Genomic DNA, 22,500 nt, shown 5'->3' on the forward strand with positions numbered 1-22,500 from the left:
TGGTTCATTAACCACCACATCGTCAACATAATAACAATATTCATCTGCACCCTATGACAGGAAAGACAATGAACGCATATAGCCAAAACCATACCGCGACGCCGGCGGAGAACGCCGCCACCGCGCCTCGCTCCCGGCGGCGAATTGGGATCCTCGCGCTGCTGGCCGTCGGGACGATGATTAACTACCTCGATCGCACGGTCCTCGGGATCGCCGCGCCTGGGCTAACCGGCGAACTGGGGATTGATGCGGCGGTGATGGGGATGGTGTTTTCAGCCTTCGCCTGGACCTACGCGCTGGCGCAAATCCCCGGCGGCCTGTTCCTTGACCGCTTCGGCAACAAGGTGACCTATTTCCTGTCATTAACCCTGTGGTCGCTGTTCACGCTGTTTCACGGGATGGCGACAGGATTGAAAACGCTGCTGCTGTGCCGTTTTGGCTTAGGAGTCAGCGAGGCGCCGTGCTTCCCGGTCAACAGCCGGGTGGTCAGCGCATGGTTTCCGCAGCAGGAAAGGGCCAAGGCCACGGCGGTCTATACCGTGGGGGAATACCTTGGTCTGGCCTGCTTCTCGCCGCTGCTGTTCTGGATTATGGGGAGTTTTGGCTGGCGGGCGCTGTTTATCAGCGTTGGCGTTGTTGGCGTCCTGTTTGCGCTGGTGTGGTGGCGTTGCTATCGCGAGCCGCATGAAGATAAACATCTCAGCCAGCAGGAGCGGGAACATATCGTCAGCGGCGGCGGCCTGACGACGGCGGACGCCCGGCAGGTCTCCTTCAACTGGCCGCTGGTGCGTCAGCTGCTGGGCAAAAGGCAGATTATCGGCGCCAGCCTGGGCCAGTTTGCCGGTAATACCGTGCTGGTGTTCTTCCTGACCTGGTTCCCGACCTATCTGGCCACGGAGCGTCATATGGCGTGGCTGAAGGTGGGTTTCTTCGCCATTCTGCCCTTTGTTGCCGCCGCCGCCGGGGTGATCTTCGGCGGCTGGATCTCCGACAAGCTGCTGAGAGCTACCGGCTCGGCTAACCTGGCGCGCAAGCTGCCGATCGTCGCCGGTCTGCTGATGGCCAGCACGATTATTTCCGCCAACTGGCTGACCAGCGATCTGCTGGTCATTCTGGTGATGTCGTTCGCCTTCTTTGGTCAGGGGATGGTGGGGCTGGGCTGGACCTTGATTTCCGATATTGCGCCAAAAGGGCTGGGGGGACTGACCGCCGGTTTATTTAACTTCTGCGCCAACTTCGCCGGGATCCTCACCCCGCTGGTCATCGGCTTTATCGTGGCGGTTTCTGGCGACTTCTTCTATGCGCTGATCTATATCGGCGGCGCGGCGCTGATCGGCGTGGTGGGGTATCTGTTTGTGCTGGGTGATGTCAAACGTATTGAATTAACGCAGTAAAGGAGCAGGAGATGGTGATTAGTGGTCATACGCGGCTGATAGCGCATCTGGGCTATCCGACCGCCGGTTTTAAAGCGCCGATGATCTACAATCCGTGGTTTGACAACCGCCAGGTGGATGTCAAAGTGGTGCCGACGGGCGTGAAACCCGAGGCGTTCGCCGCATTTGTCCCGACGCTGTTTACGATGACCAATATTATCGGCGCGCTGGTCACGATGCCGCACAAGATTGCCACCTGCGGTCTGGTACAGCATCTCAGCCCAACGGCGGCGATTGCCGGCGCCTGCAACGCTATCCGTCGCGAAGCGGACGGCAGCCTGAGCGGCGATATGTTTGACGGCGACGGGTTTGTCCTCGGCATCCGGCGCAAAGGTTTTCAAACGGCGGGGGCGCGGGCGCTGGTGGTCGGCTGCGGCGGCGTCGGCTCGCCGATTGCCGCCTCGCTGGCGGCGGCGGGCGTACGCGCCCTGACGCTGTATGATAGCCGCCCGGAGGCGGCCCACGCGCTGGCCGGGCGCCTGCTGCAGCACTATCCGCTGTTAGATATCAGCCTGATGCGGCGCGATCCGCACGGGCACGATCTGGTGGTTAACGCCACGCCGCTGGGCATGAAGGCGGGCGATCCGCTGCCGCTGGATCCGCACCGGCTGACGCCCGGCACCTGGGTGGGGGAAGTGGTGATGACCCAGGAGTTCACCCCGTTGCTACAGGCGGCACAGGCGCGCGGCTGTCCCGTCCAGCGTGGCACCGATATGCTGTTTGAGATGATTCCCGCCTATCTGCGTTTCTTCAATCTGCCGGTCGCCACCCCGGAGCGGCTGCGCGAGCTGGCGGAAATTCGCTACTGAATCGCCAGCGGCCCGGTTAACATAGGATTCTGTTTCCGGGCGTTAAGCGAGCCATCTTATGAGTACAGCAGTCGTTCTGCTGGCGGCGGGGAGCCTGAAAGGGGCCTTCATCCCGCTGCTGGCGCGTTTTCATCAGCAGACCGGTATTGTGGTCGAAGCCCATTTTGCGCCGGCGGGCCTGCTGCGCGAGCGGATTGAAGCCGGAGAGCGTTGCTCGGTTTTCGCCTCTGCTAACCGCCAGCATCCTCAGGCGCTGCAGCTGGCGGGACTGGCGGGGGAGTGTCGTTCGTTTGCCGGCAACCAGCTGATACTGACCGCCCGCCGTTCCGCCGCCGGCGACGAGGCCGACTGGCTGGCGTTACTGCGCGATCCGCAGCTGCGCCTGGCTACCTCAACGCCGGGCTGCGACCCTTCCGGCGACTACGCCTGGCAACTGTTTGTGCGCATTGAAGCCCGTTTTCCCGGCGTCGGTAAGGCGCTGATGGTCCGCGCTCGGCAGCTGGTGGGCGGGAGGCAATCGTTAAGCGTCCCGCCGGGTGAGACGGCGGGGGCCTGGCTGATCCGCGAAGGGCTCGCCGATCTGTTTATCGGCTATGCCCACTACGCCAGTCAGATGAGGGCGGGAGACGATCTGCGAACGGTGGCGATCCCGCCGCCGTGGAATATTCAGGCCGACTATCAGCTGACGGTGACGGCAGAGAGCGCCGGGGCGCAGCGGCTGTGTCGCTTCATCCTCGGCGCGGAAGGCCAGCGGTTCCTGCGGGCGGCCGGTTTTCTGCCGGCTAGCGCCGAATCGTGAACTGCGGCGCCAGCAGCGGCACCGGAGAACCGGGGTGGTCGATTTTGCGTACCGGTAAACCGTAGGCGCGCTGCAGATGCGCTTCGCTGAGCACCTCGGCGGAGCGCCCTGCCAGCCATTCGCCGCCCGGCAACAGCAGCAGCGTATGGCTGGCGACCTGCAGCGCGTGGGTGGGATCGTGGGTGGTAAACAGTACCGTGCGCGTCTGGCGGCGCGCCAGATCGCTAATCAGCTGCAGCACCACCTGCTGATTGGCGAGGTCCAGCGCTGAACAGGGCTCATCCAGCAGGATGTTCTGGCTGGCCCCGACCAGCGCGCGGGCGATCAGCACCAGCTGCTGCTGGCCGCCGGAGAGCGCGCGGAAGGCGCTGGTTGCAAGAGGCGCAATCCCGAGCTGGCACAACGCCGCCTGCACCTGCCGCTCATCTTCCGCGCTGGGTTGGGCAAACAGATCGACATGGCGAGCGCGCCCCATCAGGACCACATCCCGCACCTGCCAGTTAAACGCCGGGCGGAAGGACTGCGGCACAATCGCCACGCCGCCTTCACTGTGGAAACGCCCGCCAAGGGGCGGCAGCACCCCGGTAAGGGTGTCGAGCAGGGTGCTTTTTCCGCGCCCGTTAGCGCCGAGCACCGCCCAGATTTCACCGGGCCGGCACTGCAGGCTAAGGGGAGTAAACAGCGGCTGACGATGCCCGTAGAGCAACGCCGTCAGGCTAAGTGAAACCTTCATCAGACGACTCCCCGACGACGTGAGTGGATCAGCAGCCAGGTGAACAGCGGCGCGCCGAGCAGGGCGGTGATAATCCCGACCGGAATTTCCGCCTGGGTCAACGAGCGGGCAAGGTCATCCACCACGATCATAAACCCGCCGCCGAGCCAGAAGGCGGTGGGCAGCAGACGACGGTGGTCGGCGCCGACCAGCAGCCGCGCCAGATGCGGGATAACCAGCCCGACCCACGCGATACTGCCGCTCACCGCCACCTGAGCGGCGACCAGCACGGCGCAGCAAACCAGTACTCCACGACGCAGGGCGGTGACCGACACTCCAAGGCCGCGCGCGTCTTTGTCCTCCAGCGCCAGCAGGTTAATTCGCCAGCGCAGTTTAAGCAGGATTGCGGCGGTGACGATAATCGGCAGCGTCATGATCGCCACTTTGTGCCAGTTGGCGGTGGCGAAGCTGCCCAGCAGCCAGAAGACGATATTCGGCAGCGTCTCTTCGGTATCGGCCAGATACTGCATCAGGCTGACGAGGGCGGCGAAAAAACCGCTGAGGATAATCCCGGAGAGGATCAGCACCAGCGTATTTTCCCGCCCCTGCAGCGCCGCGATCAGATAAACCAGCATCAGCGCCAGCAAACCAAAACCGAAGGTTGAGGTCATCATCAGCACGGTGTCCAGCCCCAGCAGGATCGCCAGCGTTCCGCCAAATGCGGATCCGGAGGTGACGCCAATGATATGGGGGTCCACCAGCGGGTTCTGGAACACCCCCTGCAGCGTGGCGCCGCACAGACCCAGCGCGCCGCCGGCCAGTAGCGCCATCACCACGCGCGGCAGGCGCACCGACCAGACGATCTGCCCGGCCACGCCGTCGGTAGGCGCCAGATGGCTTAGCTGGGCGAAAACCTCGCTCAGCGTGAGGTGATACTGGCCTGCACAGAGCGAGGCGAGGGCAATCAGTAACGTCGCCAGCGCCAGCCCGCCCTGTAACAGCGCCGGATGGCGATTACTGAGCATCCGGCGTCCACTTCACGCGATAAAATCGCTGGTAGTAATCCCGGGCGTGGGCATCGACGTCTACGCCGTTATACCGGGAGGGGTAGAGCTTTTTCGCCATCCACAGCTCGCCGAGCGCCAGCGCTTCCGGCATCGGGTAGCCCCAGGCTTTGGCATATTCCGGCATTAGCCAGACGCGGTGATTTTTTACCGCATCGATCCCTTGCCACTGCGGATCGTTTTCGATCTGTTTGACGACCTGCGGATAGCGGTCCTGGACAAAGATCACCTGCGGGTTCCACTGTAGAACCTGCTCCATTGAGACCTGACGCGCGCCTTTGACCGAGGCGGCCGCCACGTTCAGCGCGCCGGCGTGCTTCATCATCAGGCCGGTGTATTTCCCGGAGCCGTAGGTGTTGAGATCCGGGTTGGCCATATAGACGCGCACGCGCCGATCGTCGGGAATATCCGCGACCGGCGCGTTGGCTTTGCTGCGTGCGTCAAAGGTATAGCGAATCAGCTCTTCTGCCTGGGTCTTGCGCTCGACCACTTCGCCAATCAGGCGAATGCCCTGCTTCAGGCCCTCGTTATAGGCCTGTTCTTCATCGGCCATCGACGGGTTCATTTTGTCTTTCTCGCCGGCGGCGTCCTGACGTAACGAGACGGCGACCACCGGGATGCCGGCATGCTGAATCTGCTCAATCATCGCCTGTGGCGCGTAGTTGGCGACAAATACCACCTGTGGATGCAGCGCCAGCAGGCTCTCGATATTGACCTGGGTTAAATCACCGGGCGTCGGCAGCTGCTCAATCCCGGGCATAAAGCGGGCGAAAGCGGGGCCGAGCTGTTTTTTCCAGCTGCTCATCACGCCGACAATCTCATCGGCGGCGTTAAGCTGCACCAGCAGGTTTAGGGTCTGGTGCTGCAGCACCACGGCGCGGGTAATATGGTCCGGGAGGGTCACTTCGCGGCCAAGCTGGTCGGTGACGGTGCGTTCGGCCAGGGCATTGCCGGTGAACAGGCTGGCGCTAACCAGGGTCAGTCCCAGCAAAAAACGGGGTAGTTTCGACATGAATGGGCTCGGTTGGGTGAGAAGAATCGCTGTGTATTAAAATATATAGCGCAGCCGGACGCAATGTTAACCGGCCGGTATACCCCTTCAGGACAGGTTTATATGTAAAATACGCACGGTTGCCGTCACGCGGGTGGGAACCTTGCGCATCTGCCGACTTTGGCATACGGTAAATTATCCTCCATTGATTGCCTCTGCCGCTATGTCCTTTCAATCCCGCTTACTTTGCGATATTCCCGGCATTCGCTATGCCTTCCTCGATGTCCACGAAACGGCCGCCTTTCCCTATGGTGAAATGGCTCCGGTGAAGCTGGTGCACGGCAACGTCGTCCATCATTATCAGGCTCCGCTGGCGGAGCGGCCCCATGCCGACGCGGTCTTCACCGAAGTTCGCGGGCAGAAGGTTGGGGTGGTGACCGCCGACTGCCTGCCGATGCTGATGGCCTCCCGTGACGGGCGCTTTGTCTGCAGCGTTCATGCGGGCTGGCGCGGTGCGGCGAGCGGGATTATCGAGAATAGCCTCTCCCTCTTCCGCCAGCACGGCGTGCCGGCGGAAGAGGTGGTGGTTGTGACCGGGCCGCATATCCATGCCTGCTGCTATGAGGTCTCCGCCGGGTTTTACCGGACGCTGCTGGCGATGCCTGCGGGCGAGCTGGCGGAACGGCATCGTGACCAGCTGTTGCGCCATCGTCATCAGCCGCCGTCGGATGCGCAAAAAGCGCGGGCGACGGGGGAAGATAATCTGTGGTTCGATCTGCGGGCGTTTGCTCAGCTCCTGCTACGCCGGGCGGGCGTCGCGGACAACCATGTCGAATGGCTGGGCGGCTGCACCTACTGTACGCCGCAGTCGCTGGGGTCGTTCCGACGACGTACCCATTTCCCGGCTGAGAAAACGTTTCAGTACTCGTGGATTATGCGTGAAAACCACCCGGCATAATGGGGGAAGGTTCAATCACGCCAGGCCTTATCCCGTCGGCGGAAAAGGCGACGGCGGCGGAATGAGGGTCTCTTACGGCAGTTTATACGCCTGCCGCGCCAGCAGTTTCCAACCCTCGGTCTGGCCTTTTTTCCACACCTGCAGCACGCCGATATGAATGTCTCCCTGCTTTGTCTGGGCGTCAAACTGGTGTCGGACTATCGCCACGTCGCCCTCCACGCTGACCGTCTGGTCCCTGAGCGTGATGGTCTGGAAACTCGATTTACCGCTGGCGATGGCGGCAACAAACTGCGCATTGTTTTCCAGACGACCGTTGGAGTGGCCGTAGCTGAGACCGGGGGCGCCGATTTTTTCCAGCCCGGCCTTATCGGCGCTCAGCATTGCCAGGCGCATCTGTTCCACCGCCTGATTAACCGCCGCAACCTCCGCGCTGCTGGCTAATGCGCTTCCGCTGAACGCCAGCGCGAACACCACCGTGCTTAGTAACTTTTTCATCTTATTTATCCTGTCCCGTTAAATTAGCCGTGTCAGTTAGCGCCCGGCTACCGCCTCGTTCATCCGCCGGGCATAAAAAGTATAAAATGCCGACACAGGCCGCTCACCGTGTAACCCCACAGCATTTTCGCCGGTGGCAACGAGGCTTTGTGGCTTACGCCCAATGTCGTGGGCGATGGCTCACGCAAATGAAAGCGGCCAGCTGCGGCCAGGGGGACCAGGAGAAGGCGGACGTTGCCGTGTCGACGTGATAACGGCTGGCTGCGGAGTGGCTGGATAAGGGCGGATGCGCAGGGCGGCCCGGCGTCACGCCGGGCCGCCATACTACAGTACCGTAAAGCCGTGGGTACCATCGCGCTCCAGCTGAGCGACGAGTCCGAACTCCCAGTCCAGATAGGCCTGCATCGCTTCGCGGGAGTTATCGGTCCCTTCATACGGCCGGCGATAGCGATCGCTGCGCGCGGTGGCCAGATGGGTCGCGCCATGCTCCAGCGGCAGCCCGGCGGCGATCCATGCCGCGGTCCCGCCGCGGAGCAACTGTACCGGTTTACCGGTCAGCGCCGCCACTTCGGTGACAGCGTAACGCGCCAGCAGGCTGCTGCCACAGGTCAGGACGTAACGGCTGGCGGGAGGAATGACCTCCAGCGCCTGTTTTAATCGCGAACGCACCAGCCACCAGGCGCCGGGAATATGTCGGGCGACGTAGTTGGCGCTGGTGGTGAAATCGAGCACCACCGTACCCGGTTCGCGCAGCCGTTCGGCCAGCTGCTGGGGCGCGATCTCTTCGACCTCGGGGGCGGCGGGGACGCTGGCGGCGGGGTGCCCGCGCTCGCTAAAGTGCGCCGCCGTCAAACCCTGGAGAACCGCCGTCTCCCAGCCCATCTGCGCCAGCCAGGAGGCGGCGATCGCCGCGCGTACGCCGTCGTCGTCAATCAGCACAATCCGCGCGCCGCGCACGCTGGCGTGGTGATCGGTCTCCTGCACCAGCTGGCCGCCCGGTGTGCTGAGGCTGCCGGGCAGATGGCCCGCAGCATACTCTTCCGGGCTACGGACATCGAAAAGATAGCTGGTGCGATCGTCCTGCTGTTGCCAGCGGCTGAGCGTGGCGAGATCGATAAAGTCTACGCCGGCGCGCCCGGCCAGCTGCCTGACCTGCTGGCGCCGCGCCGTTGAGGCCAGGGATTCGTTCGCATAGCGCCGCTGTTGCCCATGTTCCAGCGTCAGACCCGCCAGCGTCCAGCCGATGGTACCATTACGCAGGGCGTAGACCGGGTTGCCGATCCCGGCGTTAATTAATGACTGGGCGCCGATAATACTGCGGGTGCGGCCTGCGCAGTTGACCACGATCGGCGTCTGCGGCGAGGCGGCCAGGCTTTCGATGCGCAACGCCAGCTCGCCACCGGGCACGCTGATGCTGCCGGGAATATTCATGGTCTGATACTCATCGAAACGCCGGGCATCAACGATGAGCACCGGCTGCGGACCGTCGATCAGCGCCTGTACCTCCTCTGGGCTGAGCGAGGGCGTATGACGCACGCTCTCAACCAGCTCGCCAAAGGCTTTGCTTGGGGAGTTTACATCCTGGAACAGTTCGCCGCCGCTGCGCAGCCAGCCTTTCAGCCCGCCCTCCAGCAAGGCGACATCCTGATAGCCCCAGTCGCGCAGTCGGTCAACGGCCAGTGCCGCCAGCCCTTCGCCATCATCATACACCGTCACCGGTGTGGTCAGCCCTGGCACCCGGCGGGCGATTTCCAGCTCAAGCTTGCTCAGCGGCAGGTTCACTGCGAACAGCGGGTGCGCGGTGGCAAACTCCGCTTCTTCGCGGACATCAATCAACGCCAGCTCAGCGTGGTCAAGCAGCGCCTGGCGCAGCTGTGCGGCCTGGCGATAGCGGTGGAGAGGCATATTAATGTTCCTTAGATAAATCCCAGATATTGGGTAAATGGCGGTTGGAGTAGCCGGAGATAAACGGTTTGCTAAGCCCTTCCGGGGTATAAACGGCTCGCTTGACGGCGCCGATATTGCCGCCGTAGACGTGGATACTGATCGAAACCTTATCCGGCAACGCGTTGCTGACCCGATGGATATCCCCGTCGCGGGAGGAGACTTTTTCCACCTCGCCGGGAGAGAGCCGTTCGGCGATGCCATCGGCCACCGGGATCCCCGAAGCATCCAGGCGGTAGCGTTGGTTCTCTTCCGCGCCGCGCAACATACCGATGGCGCCCCAGACCCGGTGATCGTGAATCGGCGTCGCTTGTCCCGGTCCCCAGACAAAGCTGACGATGGAAAAGCGTTGCCCGGAGTCGGCGTGCAGCAGGTATTGCTGGTAATGATGGGGATGCGGCAAGGTGTACTCTTCCGGCAGCCAGTCATCCTGTTTCACCAGCTGCGCCAGCCGTTGTGCCACCGCATCCAGCAGCGTTGATGGATGGCTGAACTGACGGTGCAGGGCATCAACCTCTTGAATAAAATCACGTAATTTTTCCAGTCGTGGTGCGGTCATGAGCGGTTCCTGTCAGAGGGACTGGTCATTACGCTAACAAAGGCGTTAATATTATTTAAATGCAATTTACGCATATATTAATATGCAAAAATCACATTAAGGATTGTATGCGCATCGACGACATTGACGCCCTGCTGGCGACGGTACAGTTTTCATCCCTCAATCAGGCGGCGGAATATCTGGGGATCACCCAGTCGGCCATCACCCGGCGTTTACAGCGTCTGGAACAAACGCTCAACGTGACCTTGCTGGAACGTCAGACCCGGCCTCTCACCCTCACCGCCGCGGGGCACCGGGTGTATGAGCAGTGCCTGAGCATCAAGCGGGAAACCAAAAAACTGTATGGGTTGCTGGATCCGCAGGCGGAGCCGCAGGGCGTTTTGCGCCTGGGCGTCCCGCAGAGCGTGGCGGAAATCGCGCTCCCGCCGGCGCTATCGGCCTTACGTCAGCAGTTCCCGCAGCTGCAACCGCAGGTGACCTGCGGCTGGAGCGGGCTGCTGCAAAAACGGCTGGAAAACGTTGAACTGGATGGCATGCTGGCGATGGGCCCGGCGCAGCAGACCTTTGCCGATGGCTACAGCGGGCGGCTGCTGTGCCCGCTGGATATCGTGGTCATTGCCGCTAAAAGCTTGCGGTTGCCCGCCGCGGCGCTGCGGGATTGTGCCGCGCAGGGGTGGGTTCTGAACCCTGACGGCTGCGGGCTCCGCGCGGGGCTCATCCGCGAGCTGCAGGCGCAGGGGCTACGCTTACAGCTGAATGTCGAGACCGCGGGCGCCCGTCTGCAAATTGCCCTCGTTGCGCAGGGTCAGGGGCTGGGTCTGGTGCCGCGCGCGGCGCTGGCGGCCAGCCCGTGGCGCGATGAGGTGGCCGTCCTGGGATTAGCGGACTTCCAGCCGGCGGTCTCTCTGTGGCAGGTCAACGCGCAGAATCTGGCTAACCTGGAGCTGCCATTAACTTTTTTCGCCAGCAAAGTGGTACAGCAGCTAACGTTATCTGACTGAAAGATATATGCAATTTTATTAAATGCTTATTTGGCATATTAAGATATGATAAAAATGCATTTTGCTCATTAACTCCGCGTGTATAGGGTTACGACAGGCGCCGCCGCTGCGGCCAACCGTTCCCCTGACGCAAGGAGTTGTTTATGAGCATTCAGTTTCTCGGCATGATTGGCCACCGCCTCTCATCCGAAACGATCGCCCCGGCAGGGCCGATTTTTGACCGCGATTATATCGTGCGCTTTGCGCAAGCTCATGAGGCCGCCGGCTTCGATCGCCTGCTGGTCGGCCATTGGTCCGATCAACCGGATGGTTTCCTGGTCACCGCGCTGGCGGGACTTTCGACGCAGAAAATCAACTTCCTGTTGGCCCACCGCCCGGGTTTTGTCTCCCCGACGCTCGCCGCGCGTAAATTCGCCACGCTTGAACATCTGCTCGGCGGTCGCCTGGCGGTACACATCATCAGCGGCGGCAACGACGCCGAACAGCGCCGGGACGGCGACTTTCTTAATCACGATCAGCGCTATGTGCGCACGGACGCGTTCCTCGACACGGTACGAAAAATCTGGACTGCGGAGCAGCCGGTTGATATCGCCAACGATTATTACCAGGCCGAGCAGGCGTGGTCGGCGATTCGTCCGCTGCAAAAACCGCATATTCCGATCTATTTCGGCGGCTCATCCGAGGCCGCCATTGCGGTGGCCGGCAAACATGCCAACGTATTCGCGCTATGGGGCGAATCCCTCGCGCAAACGGCAGAGACCATCGGCCGGGTGCGTGCCGAAGCGGCCAGACATCAGCGCGAGATTGATTTCAGCGTCTCATTCCGGCCGATTATCGCCGACAGCGAAGCGCAAGCCTGGGAGAAGGCCGAGCATATTCTGCACGTCGCCTCGCAGCGCGCGGCCCAGGACGGCGGCGGTTTTAAAGCCAAACCCGAAAGCGTCGGGGCCCAGCGCTTACGCGCGACGGCGGAGCAGGGCAATGTGGTGGATAAACGTCTGTGGACCGGCATTGCGAAGCTGGTCGGCGGCGGTCACAACTCTACCGCGCTGGTCGGAACCGCGGAACAGGTGGCCGATGCGCTGCTGGATTACTATGACCTCGGGGTACGTAATTTCCTGATTCGCGGTTTCGACCCGTTAAATGATGCCCAGGAGTATGGCAAAGCGCTGCTGCCGATCGCCCGTGACAAGGCCGCGCAACGGGCGCTTCAGGAGCGCGCATCGTGACCACGCATCGCGAACGGTCCGCGCTTGCGCTGGCTGACTGGTCGCAACGGCTGACGGAGATCCGCCAGCAGATGGCTGAACAGGCGGCCGGGCTTGACCGCAGCGGCGACTTTCCCCACCACAATCTCGCCCGGCTGCACCAATACGGCTTTCTGAGCCTGGCCACGCCGGCGCAGTATGGCGGCGCGGGAGCGGACCTGGCGCATCTCCAGCAGGCGATTGCCGCCATTGCGTGGGGAGAACCGGCGACGGCGCTGATCGTCTGCATGCAGTATCTGCACCATCTGCGGCTGGCCGAAAATGACGGCTGGGCGGAACCCCTGCGCGAGCGGGTCTATCGCGATGCGGTACGGCAAGGGGGGCTGATCAACAGCCTGCGGGTGGAACCTGAGCTCGGATCTCCGGCGCGTGGCGGCCTGCCGCAGACGGTCGCCGCCCGTACCGCCGCCGGCTGGCGGCTTAACGGCCATAAGCTCTATACCACCGGTGTTGAAGGGCTGAGCTGGCTGGCGGTCTGGGCGCGGAGCGACGATGACGACCCGCAGGTCGGGACCTGGCTGGTGCCGCGCGCGAGTGACGGTGTCACTATTATCAAAAGCTGGGATCATGCCGGGATGCGCGCCACCGGCAGCCATGAGGTGATCCTCAAAAACGTGCGGGTCCCACGGGAAAATGCGGTAGATATCTGGTCCGCCGCCGCGCCGCCCGCTGCCGACGCCGAACGATTCCGCCTCTTTGCCAACCGGCAGACGGCCCTGTTACCCGCCATCTATGACAGCGTGGCCCGCGCCGCTCGCGACTGGCTGCTCGGCTGGCTGCGTTCACGTCGGCCGGGCAACCTCGGGCGGCCGCTCGCCAGCCTGCCGCGCGTGCAGGAAAAGGTGGGGCAAATTGAAGGCTGGCTGCTGACCAACCGCAGCCTGCTGCAAGGTGCGGCCGCGCTCAGTTTTACCACCACGGAAGCCAATCTGGCGAAGGTCACCATCGCCGATAACGCTATCCAGGCGGTGGCCCTGGCGCTGGAACTTACCGGTAATCACGGCCTCAGTCGCCAGAACCCTCTCGAACGTCACTATCGCAACGTGCTGTGCGGCCGGGTTCACACCCCGCAGAGCGACAGCGCGTGGCTGGCGGCGGGTCAACACGCTTTGCAATGATAATGATAAGGATAATGTTTATGCGCGAACGAAAGAGCACCCGATTGGCCGGGGCGTTGATGCTGCTGGCCCTGAGCGGCTATGCGGCGGCGCAGGAGCGCGTCACGCTGCGGATTGCCGATCAGAAAGGCGGTATGCGCTCGCAGCTCGAGGCGGCGAATGCGCTGCAAAACCTCGACTATGACATTAAGTGGGCTGAATTTCCCGCCGCCGCGCCGCTGGCAGAGGCGTTAAACGCCGGCGCGGTGGACGCCGGGATCATTGGCGATGCGCCGCTGTTGTTCGCCCTCGCCAACGGCGCACCGGTGAAAGCCATTGCCGTTGATAAGAGCAACCCGGCGGGCACCGCGGTACTGGTTTCCCCGGGGAGTCCGCTGAAGAACGCGGCGGATTTAAAAGGTAAGCGAATTGCCACCGGCAAGGGATCGATTGGCCATTTCGTGGCGCTAAAGGCGTTGCAGCAGGCGGGGATCTCCCCTGATGAAGTGCAGTGGGTGTTCCTCGGTCCGGTGGATGCCAAGGTGGCCCTGCTCAACGGTTCGGTCGATGCATGGGCTACCTGGGAGCCCTACACCACACAGCTGGTGAAGACCGCCGAAGGGCAGATTCTGGTCAGCGGTCAAGGGCTGCTGCCGGGAAATACCTTCCTGGCGGCGACGGACGAAAGCTTAAACAATCCGGCTAAACGGGCGGCGTTACAGGATTACCTGACCCGCCTGGCGGGGGCCGAACGCTGGGCGTACGCCAACCTGGACAGCTATGGCAAAACCCTCGGTGAAATCATTCGGTTCCCGCCGGAGATCGCCCGGGCGCAGTTCGCTAACCGCCAGTCGCAGTGGCAGCGTCTGGACTCGCGGACCGTGCAGCAGCAGCAGGCCACCGCCGATTTTTATCAGGCCAACGGCCTGATCCGCGCGAAGCTGGATGTCACCCCGACCTTCGATGCCGGTTTTACGCTGCCCGCGGTGCCGGCCGAACAGGAGAGCAAACCATGAATCAGCGCCACCTTACCCGCCGTCGTTTTCTCCAGCTGAGCGGAGGCACCGCGCTGGCAGCGGCGGCATGGCCGCTGTGGGCGCACGATATGGCGGCGATGTCCGGCGGCAGCGACGAAAACCTGGCGCTGCGGCTGGCGGAGCCCTACAAGCTCAAGCTGGCGATCAATAAGAGCGCCGTGTGCCTCGCGCCGGTGGCGGTGGCCGAGCAGCAGAAGTTCTTCAGTAAATACAATCTTGACGTCGAATTCGTCAACTTTGGCAACTCGACGGACGTGCTGCTGGAGGCGATCGCCACCGGCAAGGCCGACGCCGGCGTCGGGATGGCGCTGCGCTGGCTGAAGGCGCTGGAGCAAGGCTTCGACGTGAAGCTGACCGCCGGCACCCACGGCGGCTGTCTGAATCTGCTGACGGCGAAAAATTCGCCGTTTAGCGGCCTGCAAAGCCTGAAAGGGCAGACCATCGGCGTGACCGATATGGCCGGGCCGGATAAAAACTTCTTTGCTATTTTACTCAAGCGCCACGGTATTGATCCGATCGGCGACGTGCAGTGGAAGGTCTATCCGGCGGATCTGCTCAGCGTGGCCCTGGATAAACGGGAGATCGCGGCGATCAGCGGCAGCGAGCCGTTCAGTTTCCGCCTGCTGCAAAGCGGGAAATATCAGCTGATCGCCAGCAACATGACCGGCGATTATGCCAATCTGAGCTGCTGCGTGCTCGGGGTGAGCGGCAAGCTGGCGCGCGATCGCAAACCGGTGGCCGCCGCGCTGACCCAGGCGATTCTGGAAGCCCACAGCTATGCCTCGGCGCATCCTGAAAGCGTGGCGCAGTCCTTTATGGCGCACGCGCTTAATACCGATGAGGCCGAGGTCTCGGGGATTCTCCACGGCCAGGGGCATGGTCACCACGCCGTCGGGGAGGCGTTTGTCAACGAGCTGACCCAGTACGCGACCGACCTGCAGCGGGTGCAGGTGATTAAACCGGGGACCGATCCTCACCAGTTTGCGGAGAGTATTTATGTCAACGTATTCGCCTGATCGGGAACTGCCGCGGACGGTGAGGCCCTTTCCGCTGTGGTCCGGGGGGCTGGTTGCCGCCGCGCTGTGGCTGGCCGGCGGTCTGTTTACCCTGGCGTGGCCGGATGCCGGGCGACGCTGGCCCTACAGCCAGGGTTGGGCCATGGTCCAGTTCACCCTCGGCGGCGGACTGTTGCTGCTGGCGCTGGGCTATCGCTACTGGTATCAGCGAGGCGCGCGTCTGCGCGATGCCGGCAGGTGGCTGGCGCTGCTGCCGCTGCTGTTTGCCCTCTGGGAATGGCTGACGGCGAAAGCGGCCATCCTGCCGGTGCCGTTTTTTGCCCCGCCGCAGGCGCTGATCGAAGTCCTGTTTGAGGACTGGCCGCGCCTGCTGGATAGCCTGCTGCACTCGCTGGGCCTGCTGGGGCTTGGCGTACTGCTCGGCACCTGCTGCGGATTTATCAGCGGCCTGGCGATTGGCTGGTCGCAGCGCATCGGCTACTGGCTGCATCCGGTACTGCGCCTGCTCGGCCCGGTACCGTCGACCGCGCTGCTGCCGCTGTGTCTGTTTATTTTTCCCTCCAGCTTCGGCGCCAGCGTTTTTCTTATTGCCCTCAGCACCTGGTTCCCGGTCACCGTGCTGACCTGGTCCGGCGTGGTGAGTATCGACAGGGCGTGGTACGACGTCGCCCGGACGCTGGGCGCCAGCCCGCGTTTTCTGATCCTGAAGGTGGCGATTCCTGCCGCGCTGCCGAATGTTTTCGTGGGGATGTTTATGGGACTGGGAGCGTCGTTTTCCGTCCTGATCGTCGCCGAAATGGTGGGCGTGAAGTCGGGGATCGGCTTTTATCTGCAGTGGGCGCAGGGCTGGGCGGCCTACCCCAATATGTATGCCGCGCTGCTGGTGATGGCCTTGCTGTGTTCCGGCCTGATCAGCGGGCTGTTTATCGTCCGTGACCGGCTGCTCAGGTGGCAGCGGGGAGGAATGAAATGGTAACGGCGGCGGCACGACAGAGCGCCGCGGCGGTCGGCGCAGCCATCGGGATCGCTAACCTGCATCATGCTTTTACGTTGGGTCGTCAGACGGTACCGGTGCTGGAGAATATCAGCCTGCAGCTGCGGCCGGGAGAGAGCGTGGCGCTGCTCGGCCCATCGGGCTGCGGCAAATCGACCCTGCTGCGGCTGCTGGCGGGACTGGAGCCGCTGCAGAGCGGGCAGATCCGCATCGATGACACTCCGATGGGCGACCCTGGGCCCGATCGTATTCTGGTGTTCCAGGATCCAACCCTCTATCCGTGGCTGACGGTGCGGCAGAATGTGCTGCTGGGGCCGCAGGCGCAGGGGAGAAAGGGGCGCGAACCGCAGGCCGATGCCTTGATTGCGCGTATGGGGCTGCAGGGCTTCAGCCAGGCGTGGCCCCGGCAGTTGTCCGGCGGTATGGCCCAGCGCGCGGCGCTGGCCCGGGCGCTGCTCAATAAACCGCGTCTACTGCTACTGGATGAGCCGCTGGGCAAGCTGGATTCGTTGACCCGCATCGGCATGCAGCGGGAACTGATCGCCCTCTGGCAACAGCAGGGTTATACCAGCCTGCTGGTGACGCACGATATTGAAGAAGCGCTGCTGCTGTGTGAACGGGTGCTGGTGATGTCGCCGCGACCGGGGCGTATCATTGGCGAATTTACGCTACCGCTGGCCTTTCCCCGGCATCGGGATAACCCACAGCTGTTGCAGCACCGACAGGAAATTTTACGTATGCTGGGGCAGGCGGAAGACTGGTAGTTTTACGGGGGCGCAACGGATGTACCCGGACAGGCCGCGGCGGCGCTGTCCGGGCGTGGTGATGCAATCAGAAGTCCATTTTCACCGTAAACTGCACTTCACGCGGGTCGCCAATCTGGTTACCCAGGTTGTTGGTCCCGATAGATGAGGTGTAGTAGGTCTTATCAAACAGGTTTTTGACGTTAACCTGCAGGGTGACCGGATATTGCAGCTTCATCTTATAGGCCGCGAAGACATCCGCCACCGCGTAACCCTGCAGATAATAGTCCGCGCCATTGGTGCCTGAACGCTTGCTCATCGCGCGACCGCCGCCGCCGACGGTCAGGGTATTGCTGTCGTAGACGTTATGGATGTCGTAGCTCAGGAACAACGAACCGGTATGTTTCGGTACGTTTGGCAGCGGCTTGCCGGCATAGTCGGGATCGTCGAGCACTTTGGCGTCGGTGTAGCCGTAGCTGGCGATAACGCTCAGGTTGTCGGTTAACGAACCGGCGACATCCATCTCCACGCCGCGTGAACGCACTTTGCCGGCGGTCTTCGCCACGGTCTCATCGCCGACAATCTCGCTGTACATCACGTTACGCTTATGGATATCGAACAGCGCAATATTGGCGGTCACCCCGCTAAACAGCTCAAACTTGGCGCCCAGTTCGTAGGCGGTGGACTCTTCCGGCGGCAGGTCGCCGATATAGCTGGCGATCGATGACTGCGGCATAAACGACTGGGCCACGTTACCGAACAGCGATACGGTCGGGGTCAGCTTATACACCAGGCCCACTTTCGGCGTCCACTTCTGGTCGCTGCTGTCGGTGTTGACGTTAAACGGTCGGCCCTTGCCGGCGTACTGGGTGTAATACTGATAGCGCACCCCGGCGACGGCAATCCAGTTATCGGTCAGGTAGAGTGCGTCCTGAACGTAGGCGGCATAGCTCTCCTGCTGAATGCGCTGATCGCTATCGGCCGCCGACACGCTGGTGCATTTGTCGAGCGTCCCGTAGACCGGGTTATATATATTAAACCCTTTCACGTTCTTACAGCGGATCATGCCGGTACGCAGCAGGTCGTAATTCTCGTAGGCAAGGCCGGTGAGAATTTCGTTATAAAAGCCGCCGACCACCACGTTGCCCTGCAGGTCGGCGCGGGTGGCGTGCATCTTCTGCGTTGAACCGTGGGTCGCATCCACGCGCCGGGTCAGATCGCCGGTGGCTGAATCATAGGCCATCACCCGCGCCTGATTGTCGTTGTAGTGATCCTGGCTGTAGCTGTAGTCAAACCGGGCGGTCCAGGCATCATTGAGCCGGTATTCGGCGTTGAGCTGCGCCAGATCGGAATAGCCATCGGTGATGTTAAACGGCTCGTCAAAACGCGTTTTTCGATCGACGTTAACCGCATGTCCGGTATCGAGATCGAAGATGGTGCCGCGATCGAAGGGGGTGCTGTAGTCGCGATGGGAATACGAGACGTTCACCGTGGCGTTGTCGCCAAACCAGGTCAGGGAAGGGGCGATAAAGCTGCTCTTCTCTTTGCCAAAGCTGCGCCAGTAGTCTTCATGTTGATATTCGCCGATGAGCCGGTAGGCCAGACGCGTCCCTTCGATGGGGCCGGTGACGTCAAACTGACCGGTGCCGCCGCCAAAGCTGCTGGAGGTGGCTGAGATTGAGCCGCCGAAGGTTCTCTCCGGGCGTTTGGTCACCACGTTAATCAAACCGCCGGGATCGAGAATACCGTACAGCGTTGATGCGGGGCCTTTCAGCACCTCCACGCGTTCGGTGGCGGCGGTAAAGCTGCGCGGTAACACGGTGCGCAGGCCGTTGGTCATGATCGACCCGTCGCGGTTGGCGCCGAAACCGCGGCGGGTAAAGGCGTCCTGAGTACCGCCAAGGGTGTTGGTCTGTACAACGTTGGCAACGTTGTACAGCGCCTCGTCAAGGTTGGTCGCATGCTGATCTTCCAGTACCTTGTCGCTGACGGTATTCACCACCTGCGGGATATCCAGCATCGGCATCGAGGTCAGCGTCGCGGTTGCGCTGCTGACCGGCTGGTAGCCGCTGGTGGCGTTCGGTGTCGAACCATCGGCGACAACGGTGATGGTTTCGTCGCCGCTCTTTTTATCTTTACCGGCGCTGTCCTGCGCGGCCATTAATCCCGGTGAGGTAAAGGAACCCAAAAAAATCAGTGAAAAAAGCGCTCGCCCTTTCAGCGTGGTAAAAGGGACCGTTGATGGAGTCATTTATCTGTTTCTCGTGAACGAATCCGTCCTTTGCGGACAGAAAAAGCCAATAAAATCATTGCCCTTAAAAATATTATCTATCCGTTGTCCGCGATAATTTGCGTTCAGATATGTAATTGAGAATCATTCAATCACGGTGGGATGTAGTAGTAAATGTTCTGTAAGATAAAAAATCAGCAACAGCTAAAACGCGGTTTTCCCGGGCTTGTTAGCGGGGAGGGTTTTTATTAATTTATTGTTTATTATATAAAATATTTTTATTACTTAGCGTGGAGTATGGCGTAGTGCCAGCTCTTGTACTTCGCTAAAACAGAGTATTGACTACTACATTCATCCGCCGCATGATCAAAAGAGAATGAGATTTATTTTTGTTTGAGTGCAGAGCGCGCGGGCCAACCGCCACGCCGCTGCGGTGCAGGAGCGAGTTATGCCACAGCGGGTGAGACCTGCGGAGCAGGGGATTGTACTGGATGCCCTGTCGGCCGGATATGGCCAGACCCTTATCGTCAATGATATCCATCTGACGATCCCTCACGGTAAAATGACGGTGCTGGCCGGGGCCAACGGTTCCGGTAAATCCACGCTGCTGTCGACCATTGCGCGCATGCTTAAGCCGGCAGGCGGCAGCGTGCGTCTCGATGGTCAGACGATTCACGAGATGCCCACCCGGGCGGTTTCACGCCAGCTGGGCATCCTGCCGCAATCTCCTCTGACTCCGGAAGGGCTGACGGTGTTTGAGCTGGTCTCCCGCGGGCGCTACCCCTGGCAAGGGCTGATGCGCCAGTGGTCCGCCGCCGACGAACGGGCGGTAGAAGAGGCGCTGGCGTTAACCGGCACCGCTGAATTCGCCCATCTGCCGGTGGACAGTCTCTCCGGCGGCCAGCGGCAGCGCTGCTGGATTGCGATGGCGCTGGCCCAGCAGACGGCGACCATCCTGCTGGACGAACCCACCACCTGGCTCGATTTACGCTACCAGGTCGATATCCTCGAACTCCTGCAAACGCTGACCCGCGAACACGGGCGCACGGTAGTGACCGTGCTGCACGACCTTAACTTTGCGGTGAACTATGCCGATATGCTGGTATTCCTCAAACAAGGGCGCATTGCCGGGGTGATTGGCGAGCAGGAATCCTGTACGCCGGAGCTGATTAAAAGCGTGTTTGACGTCGAGGTACAGATGTCGCTCAATCCGCACACCGGGAAACCCTTCTTTATGCCTTTTCGTTCGCGGCAGGAGGTCACGCCATGAGCGCCCGGGCGCTGGCGCTGCACCGCCGCCGGTCACGACCCAAACTGGCGCTGGTGCTGCTGACGCTGCTTTTGCTTGCCGGCTCGGTGGTGCACCTGGGGCTGGGGGCGCGCTGGGTGGCTCCGCAGACGGTACTGCAGGCGCTGCTGGATTATGATCCGCGTAATTTCGAACACCGGATTGTGGTCGACCTCCGGCTGGTGCGTCTGGCGGCGGCGCTGCTGACTGGGGCGGCGCTGGGCGTCGCCGGGCTGCTGTTGCAAACGGTGATTCGTAACCCGCTGGGCGAGCCGCATATCCTCGGGCTGAACGCCGGGGCGTCGCTGGCGGTGGTGGCGACTTCAGCGCTGGGCCTGAGCGGGATCGTCGCCGCCCGCCCGCTGATTGCCGCCTGCGGCGCGGGGCTGCTGTTTGGCGGCGTGATGCTGCTCTCCTCTGCCGGGCGCGGCGGCACGACGCCGCTGCGCATCACCCTGTGCGGCGTCGCGCTCTCTGCCTTTGCCTCGGCGGTGACCGCCGCGATCCTGATTCTGGATGAACAAACGCTGCTGGCGATGCGGACCTGGCTGGCGGGCGATCTGGCCGGGCAGAACTGGCAGACCTTGCGCTCGGCGGCGGCGCCGGCGCTGGCCGGAGGGCTCACGGCGCTGCTGATTGCTCCGCGTCTTAACGTCCTGGCGCTGGGCGACAAGGTGGCGATGGGGCTGGGCGTAAAGATTGCGCAGACCCGGCTGCTGGGGCTGGCCGCGATTGCGCTGCTGTGCGGTTCGGCGGTGGCGGTGGCCGGGCCGATTGGCTTTGTTGGCCTCGTGGTGCCGCACGTCGTGCGGCGCCTGGTGAGCGAAGATATTCGTCTGGCGCTGCCGCTGGCGGCGCCGGTTGGGGCGCTGGTACTGGTGCTGGCGGATATCGCCGCCCGTACCCTGGTTGCCCCGCAGGAGCTGGCGACCGGAGCAATGACCGCCCTGGTCGGCGCGCCGCTCTTTATCTTTATCGCGGCGAGGTTCTTTAAATGAAAAGCGCGGCCTGTCGTGCCGGATTCCGGCCGCTGATTCGCGGGTCTTATCAGCTGTTATTGCGCCCGGCGGCGCTGAAGAGCGCCGCGCTGCTGGTGGTCATTATTCTGCTGCTGGCGGGCTTCGGCCTGACGCGCGGCAGCTTTCCGCTGCCCTCCGGCACCCTCGCACGCGCGTTGTTCGTCCCGGAAAGCGTTGGCGAGCAGCAGCGCTTTATTCTGTTTGATATCCGCCTTCCCCGGCTGTTTATGGCGCTGCTGTGCGGTGCGATGCTCGGTCTGGCCGGCGCGGCGATGCAGAGCATCACTCGTAACGGACTGGCGGATCCGGGCCTGATTGGCGTCAAAGAGGGGGCCAGCGTGGTGGTCCTGGCGCTGATCCTGTTTTTCCCGACGCTGGGGTTAGTCTGGCGGCCGCTGGCGGGGATGCTGGGCGGGGTGCTGGTGGCGCTGCTGGTGTTGGCGCTGGCCCGCGATTGCTCCCGCCCGCGCTTTATTCTGATTGGTATCGGCGTCTCCTGGACCCTGGCGGCAGCGGTCGGTATTTTTATGACCACCGCCGATGTGCGCGACGTCCAGACGGCGATGATCTGGCTGGCCGGGAGCCTGCATGCGGCAACCTGGCCGCTGCTGGCGGTGGCGCTGTGCTGGGCGCTGCCCGGCAGCGTGATACTGTTTTTGACCGCCCGCGCGGCGGATGTGGCGCTGCTTGGCGACCGCACCGCGGTAGGGCTTGGCGTGCGCCTGCAGCAGCTGACCCTGCTGCGCTTTTTCGCACCGGTGCTGCTGACTTCTGCCAGCGTCTCCTGCGTCGGCAGCCTGGGGTTTGTCGGCCTGATGGCGCCGCATATGGCGCGCTTTCTGCTGCGCGGCGGCCAGGTCGCGCTGCTCAGCGGAAGCGCCTTAATTGGCGCGCTGCTGGTGCTGGTCACCGATACCATCGGGCGTCTGGCCTTTGCGCCGTTACAAATCCCGGCCGGGATCGTCATTGCGCTGGTGGGGTGTCCATTTTTTATTGTGCTGCTGTGGCGTCGTCGTGACGTCCTGTAAATGTTAAGGGTGGCT

20 protein-coding genes and 1 pseudogene are annotated in these 22,500 nt (G+C 62.3%); 14 read left to right on the forward strand and 7 right to left on the reverse strand.

What is annotated here, in order from left to right; genetic code table 11:
- Nucleotides 1-68 precede the first annotated feature (68 nt).
- The 3 genes from EDF73_RS19245 to EDF73_RS19255 are packed head-to-tail and all read left to right on the forward strand — an operon-like array spanning nt 69 to nt 3,041.
- Nucleotides 69-1,394 (forward strand): MFS transporter, encoded by a 1,326-nt coding sequence (locus EDF73_RS19245; protein ID WP_132730663.1) that lies wholly within the window; start codon nt 69-71, stop codon nt 1,392-1,394.
- 11 nt (nt 1,395-1,405) lie between these two features.
- Nucleotides 1,406-2,242 carry a ThiF family adenylyltransferase gene (locus EDF73_RS19250; RefSeq protein ID WP_132730664.1) on the forward strand — a complete coding sequence of 279 codons (837 nt, stop codon included), beginning with the start codon at nt 1,406-1,408 and terminating at the stop codon, nt 2,240-2,242.
- 58 nt (nt 2,243-2,300) lie between these two features.
- Complete coding sequence (locus EDF73_RS19255) at nt 2,301-3,041, forward strand: substrate-binding domain-containing protein (protein ID WP_132730665.1); 741 nt, start codon at nt 2,301-2,303, stop codon at nt 3,039-3,041.
- On the opposite strand, the gene EDF73_RS19260 is transcribed toward EDF73_RS19255, so the two are convergent.
- The 3 genes from EDF73_RS19260 to EDF73_RS19270 are packed head-to-tail and all read right to left on the reverse strand — an operon-like array spanning nt 3,025 to nt 5,829.
- Nucleotides 3,025-3,774, reverse strand: a complete 750-nt coding sequence (locus EDF73_RS19260; protein ID WP_132730666.1) for an ABC transporter ATP-binding protein — start codon at nt 3,772-3,774, stop codon at nt 3,025-3,027. The two genes, EDF73_RS19255 and EDF73_RS19260, sit on opposite strands and share 17 nt — an antisense overlap.
- Nucleotides 3,774-4,778, reverse strand: a complete 1,005-nt coding sequence (locus EDF73_RS19265; protein ID WP_132730667.1) for an iron ABC transporter permease — start codon at nt 4,776-4,778, stop codon at nt 3,774-3,776. The genes EDF73_RS19260 and EDF73_RS19265 overlap by 1 nt, the downstream gene beginning before the upstream one ends.
- Nucleotides 4,768-5,829, reverse strand: a complete 1,062-nt coding sequence (locus EDF73_RS19270) for an ABC transporter substrate-binding protein (protein WP_132730668.1) — start codon at nt 5,827-5,829, stop codon at nt 4,768-4,770. Before EDF73_RS19270 ends, EDF73_RS19265 begins: the two co-directional genes overlap by 11 nt.
- A gap of 202 nt (nt 5,830-6,031) precedes the next feature.
- Between EDF73_RS19270 and EDF73_RS19275 the strand changes: the two genes are divergently transcribed.
- Nucleotides 6,032-6,766, forward strand: a complete 735-nt coding sequence (locus EDF73_RS19275) for a polyphenol oxidase family protein (protein WP_132730669.1) — start codon at nt 6,032-6,034, stop codon at nt 6,764-6,766.
- 72 nt (nt 6,767-6,838) lie between these two features.
- Here EDF73_RS19275 and EDF73_RS19280 read toward each other — a convergent pair whose 3' ends face one another.
- The 3 genes from EDF73_RS19280 to EDF73_RS19290 all read right to left on the reverse strand — a co-directional run bounded on the left by EDF73_RS19280 (nt 6,839) and on the right by EDF73_RS19290 (nt 9,764).
- Entirely contained in the window at nt 6,839-7,261 is a 423-nt protein-coding gene (locus tag EDF73_RS19280) for a nuclear transport factor 2 family protein (RefSeq protein ID WP_132730670.1), read from the reverse strand.
- A gap of 324 nt (nt 7,262-7,585) precedes the next feature.
- Nucleotides 7,586-9,166 carry a rhodanese homology domain-containing protein gene (locus EDF73_RS19285; protein ID WP_132730671.1) on the reverse strand — a complete coding sequence of 527 codons (1,581 nt, stop codon included), beginning with the start codon at nt 9,164-9,166 and terminating at the stop codon, nt 7,586-7,588.
- 1 nt (nt 9,167) lies between these two features.
- Nucleotides 9,168-9,764 (reverse strand): cysteine dioxygenase, encoded by a 597-nt coding sequence (locus EDF73_RS19290; protein ID WP_132730672.1) that lies wholly within the window; start codon nt 9,762-9,764, stop codon nt 9,168-9,170.
- A 107-nt stretch (nt 9,765-9,871) separates the two neighbouring features.
- On the opposite strand from EDF73_RS19290, the gene EDF73_RS19295 reads away from it, so the two are divergent.
- The 7 genes and pseudogenes from EDF73_RS19295 (at nt 9,872) to EDF73_RS19325 (ending at nt 16,941) form a co-directional block, all read left to right on the forward strand.
- Nucleotides 9,872-10,765 (forward strand): LysR family transcriptional regulator, encoded by an 894-nt coding sequence (locus EDF73_RS19295; RefSeq protein ID WP_132730673.1) that lies wholly within the window; start codon nt 9,872-9,874, stop codon nt 10,763-10,765.
- 143 nt (nt 10,766-10,908) lie between these two features.
- Nucleotides 10,909-12,031 (forward strand): annotated as a pseudogene (locus EDF73_RS19300) (LLM class flavin-dependent oxidoreductase).
- A gap of 34 nt (nt 12,032-12,065) precedes the next feature.
- Nucleotides 12,066-13,151 (forward strand): acyl-CoA dehydrogenase family protein, encoded by a 1,086-nt coding sequence (locus tag EDF73_RS19305; protein ID WP_132730824.1) that lies wholly within the window; start codon nt 12,066-12,068, stop codon nt 13,149-13,151.
- A 20-nt stretch (nt 13,152-13,171) separates the two neighbouring features.
- A complete protein-coding gene (locus EDF73_RS19310) occupies nt 13,172-14,146 on the forward strand; it encodes an ABC transporter substrate-binding protein (protein ID WP_132730675.1) in 975 nt (324 codons plus the stop codon).
- On the forward strand, nt 14,143-15,183 hold the full coding sequence (locus tag EDF73_RS19315; RefSeq protein WP_132730676.1) for an ABC transporter substrate-binding protein: 1,041 nt from the start codon (nt 14,143-14,145) through the stop codon (nt 15,181-15,183). The genes EDF73_RS19310 and EDF73_RS19315 overlap by 4 nt, the downstream gene beginning before the upstream one ends.
- Nucleotides 15,164-16,159 (forward strand): ABC transporter permease subunit, encoded by a 996-nt coding sequence (locus tag EDF73_RS19320; protein ID WP_132730677.1) that lies wholly within the window; start codon nt 15,164-15,166, stop codon nt 16,157-16,159. The genes EDF73_RS19315 and EDF73_RS19320 overlap by 20 nt, the downstream gene beginning before the upstream one ends.
- A complete protein-coding gene (locus EDF73_RS19325; protein ID WP_132730678.1) occupies nt 16,153-16,941 on the forward strand; it encodes an ATP-binding cassette domain-containing protein in 789 nt (262 codons plus the stop codon). The genes EDF73_RS19320 and EDF73_RS19325 overlap by 7 nt, the downstream gene beginning before the upstream one ends.
- Before the next feature lie 67 nt (nt 16,942-17,008).
- On the opposite strand, the gene EDF73_RS19330 is transcribed toward EDF73_RS19325, so the two are convergent.
- On the reverse strand, nt 17,009-19,081 hold the full coding sequence (locus tag EDF73_RS19330; RefSeq protein WP_132730825.1) for a TonB-dependent siderophore receptor: 2,073 nt from the start codon (nt 19,079-19,081) through the stop codon (nt 17,009-17,011).
- 517 nt (nt 19,082-19,598) lie between these two features.
- Here EDF73_RS19330 and EDF73_RS19335 point away from each other — a divergent pair.
- The 3 genes from EDF73_RS19335 to EDF73_RS19345 are packed head-to-tail and all read left to right on the forward strand — an operon-like array spanning nt 19,599 to nt 22,485.
- Nucleotides 19,599-20,420, forward strand: a complete 822-nt coding sequence (locus EDF73_RS19335) for an ABC transporter ATP-binding protein (protein ID WP_132730679.1) — start codon at nt 19,599-19,601, stop codon at nt 20,418-20,420.
- Nucleotides 20,417-21,436, forward strand: a complete 1,020-nt coding sequence (locus EDF73_RS19340; RefSeq protein WP_132730680.1) for an iron ABC transporter permease — start codon at nt 20,417-20,419, stop codon at nt 21,434-21,436. Before EDF73_RS19335 ends, EDF73_RS19340 begins: the two co-directional genes overlap by 4 nt.
- Nucleotides 21,433-22,485 carry an iron ABC transporter permease gene (locus EDF73_RS19345; RefSeq protein WP_132730681.1) on the forward strand — a complete coding sequence of 351 codons (1,053 nt, stop codon included), beginning with the start codon at nt 21,433-21,435 and terminating at the stop codon, nt 22,483-22,485. Before EDF73_RS19340 ends, EDF73_RS19345 begins: the two co-directional genes overlap by 4 nt.
- Nucleotides 22,486-22,500: the final 15 nt, after the last annotated feature.

It is taken from the genome of Klebsiella sp. BIGb0138, assembly GCF_004342285.1.
In the GTDB taxonomy this organism is placed as follows: domain Bacteria; phylum Pseudomonadota; class Gammaproteobacteria; order Enterobacterales; family Enterobacteriaceae; genus Klebsiella.

What these genes read in the sequence shown, in the direction of transcription:
- EDF73_RS19245 (WP_132730663.1), top strand. Translation starts at nt 69, where the DNA reads ATGAACGCATATAGCCAAAACCATACCGCGACGCCGGCGGAGAACGCC.
- EDF73_RS19250 (WP_132730664.1), top strand. Translation starts at nt 1,406, where the DNA reads ATGGTGATTAGTGGTCATACGCGGCTGATAGCGCATCTGGGCTATCCG.
- EDF73_RS19255 (WP_132730665.1), top strand. Translation starts at nt 2,301, where the DNA reads ATGAGTACAGCAGTCGTTCTGCTGGCGGCGGGGAGCCTGAAAGGGGCC.
- EDF73_RS19260 (WP_132730666.1), bottom strand. Translation starts at nt 3,774, where the DNA reads ATGAAGGTTTCACTTAGCCTGACGGCGTTGCTCTACGGGCATCGTCAG.
- EDF73_RS19265 (WP_132730667.1), bottom strand. Translation starts at nt 4,778, where the DNA reads ATGCTCAGTAATCGCCATCCGGCGCTGTTACAGGGCGGGCTGGCGCTG.
- EDF73_RS19270 (WP_132730668.1), bottom strand. Translation starts at nt 5,829, where the DNA reads ATGTCGAAACTACCCCGTTTTTTGCTGGGACTGACCCTGGTTAGCGCC.
- EDF73_RS19275 (WP_132730669.1), top strand. Translation starts at nt 6,032, where the DNA reads ATGTCCTTTCAATCCCGCTTACTTTGCGATATTCCCGGCATTCGCTAT.
- EDF73_RS19280 (WP_132730670.1), bottom strand. Translation starts at nt 7,261, where the DNA reads ATGAAAAAGTTACTAAGCACGGTGGTGTTCGCGCTGGCGTTCAGCGGA.
- EDF73_RS19285 (WP_132730671.1), bottom strand. Translation starts at nt 9,166, where the DNA reads ATGCCTCTCCACCGCTATCGCCAGGCCGCACAGCTGCGCCAGGCGCTG.
- EDF73_RS19290 (WP_132730672.1), bottom strand. Translation starts at nt 9,764, where the DNA reads ATGACCGCACCACGACTGGAAAAATTACGTGATTTTATTCAAGAGGTT.
- EDF73_RS19295 (WP_132730673.1), top strand. Translation starts at nt 9,872, where the DNA reads ATGCGCATCGACGACATTGACGCCCTGCTGGCGACGGTACAGTTTTCA.
- EDF73_RS19305 (WP_132730824.1), top strand. Translation starts at nt 12,066, where the DNA reads ATGGCTGAACAGGCGGCCGGGCTTGACCGCAGCGGCGACTTTCCCCAC.
- EDF73_RS19310 (WP_132730675.1), top strand. Translation starts at nt 13,172, where the DNA reads ATGCGCGAACGAAAGAGCACCCGATTGGCCGGGGCGTTGATGCTGCTG.
- EDF73_RS19315 (WP_132730676.1), top strand. Translation starts at nt 14,143, where the DNA reads ATGAATCAGCGCCACCTTACCCGCCGTCGTTTTCTCCAGCTGAGCGGA.
- EDF73_RS19320 (WP_132730677.1), top strand. Translation starts at nt 15,164, where the DNA reads ATGTCAACGTATTCGCCTGATCGGGAACTGCCGCGGACGGTGAGGCCC.
- EDF73_RS19325 (WP_132730678.1), top strand. Translation starts at nt 16,153, where the DNA reads ATGGTAACGGCGGCGGCACGACAGAGCGCCGCGGCGGTCGGCGCAGCC.
- EDF73_RS19330 (WP_132730825.1), bottom strand. Translation starts at nt 19,081, where the DNA reads ATGGCCGCGCAGGACAGCGCCGGTAAAGATAAAAAGAGCGGCGACGAA.
- EDF73_RS19335 (WP_132730679.1), top strand. Translation starts at nt 19,599, where the DNA reads ATGCCACAGCGGGTGAGACCTGCGGAGCAGGGGATTGTACTGGATGCC.
- EDF73_RS19340 (WP_132730680.1), top strand. Translation starts at nt 20,417, where the DNA reads ATGAGCGCCCGGGCGCTGGCGCTGCACCGCCGCCGGTCACGACCCAAA.
- EDF73_RS19345 (WP_132730681.1), top strand. Translation starts at nt 21,433, where the DNA reads ATGAAAAGCGCGGCCTGTCGTGCCGGATTCCGGCCGCTGATTCGCGGG.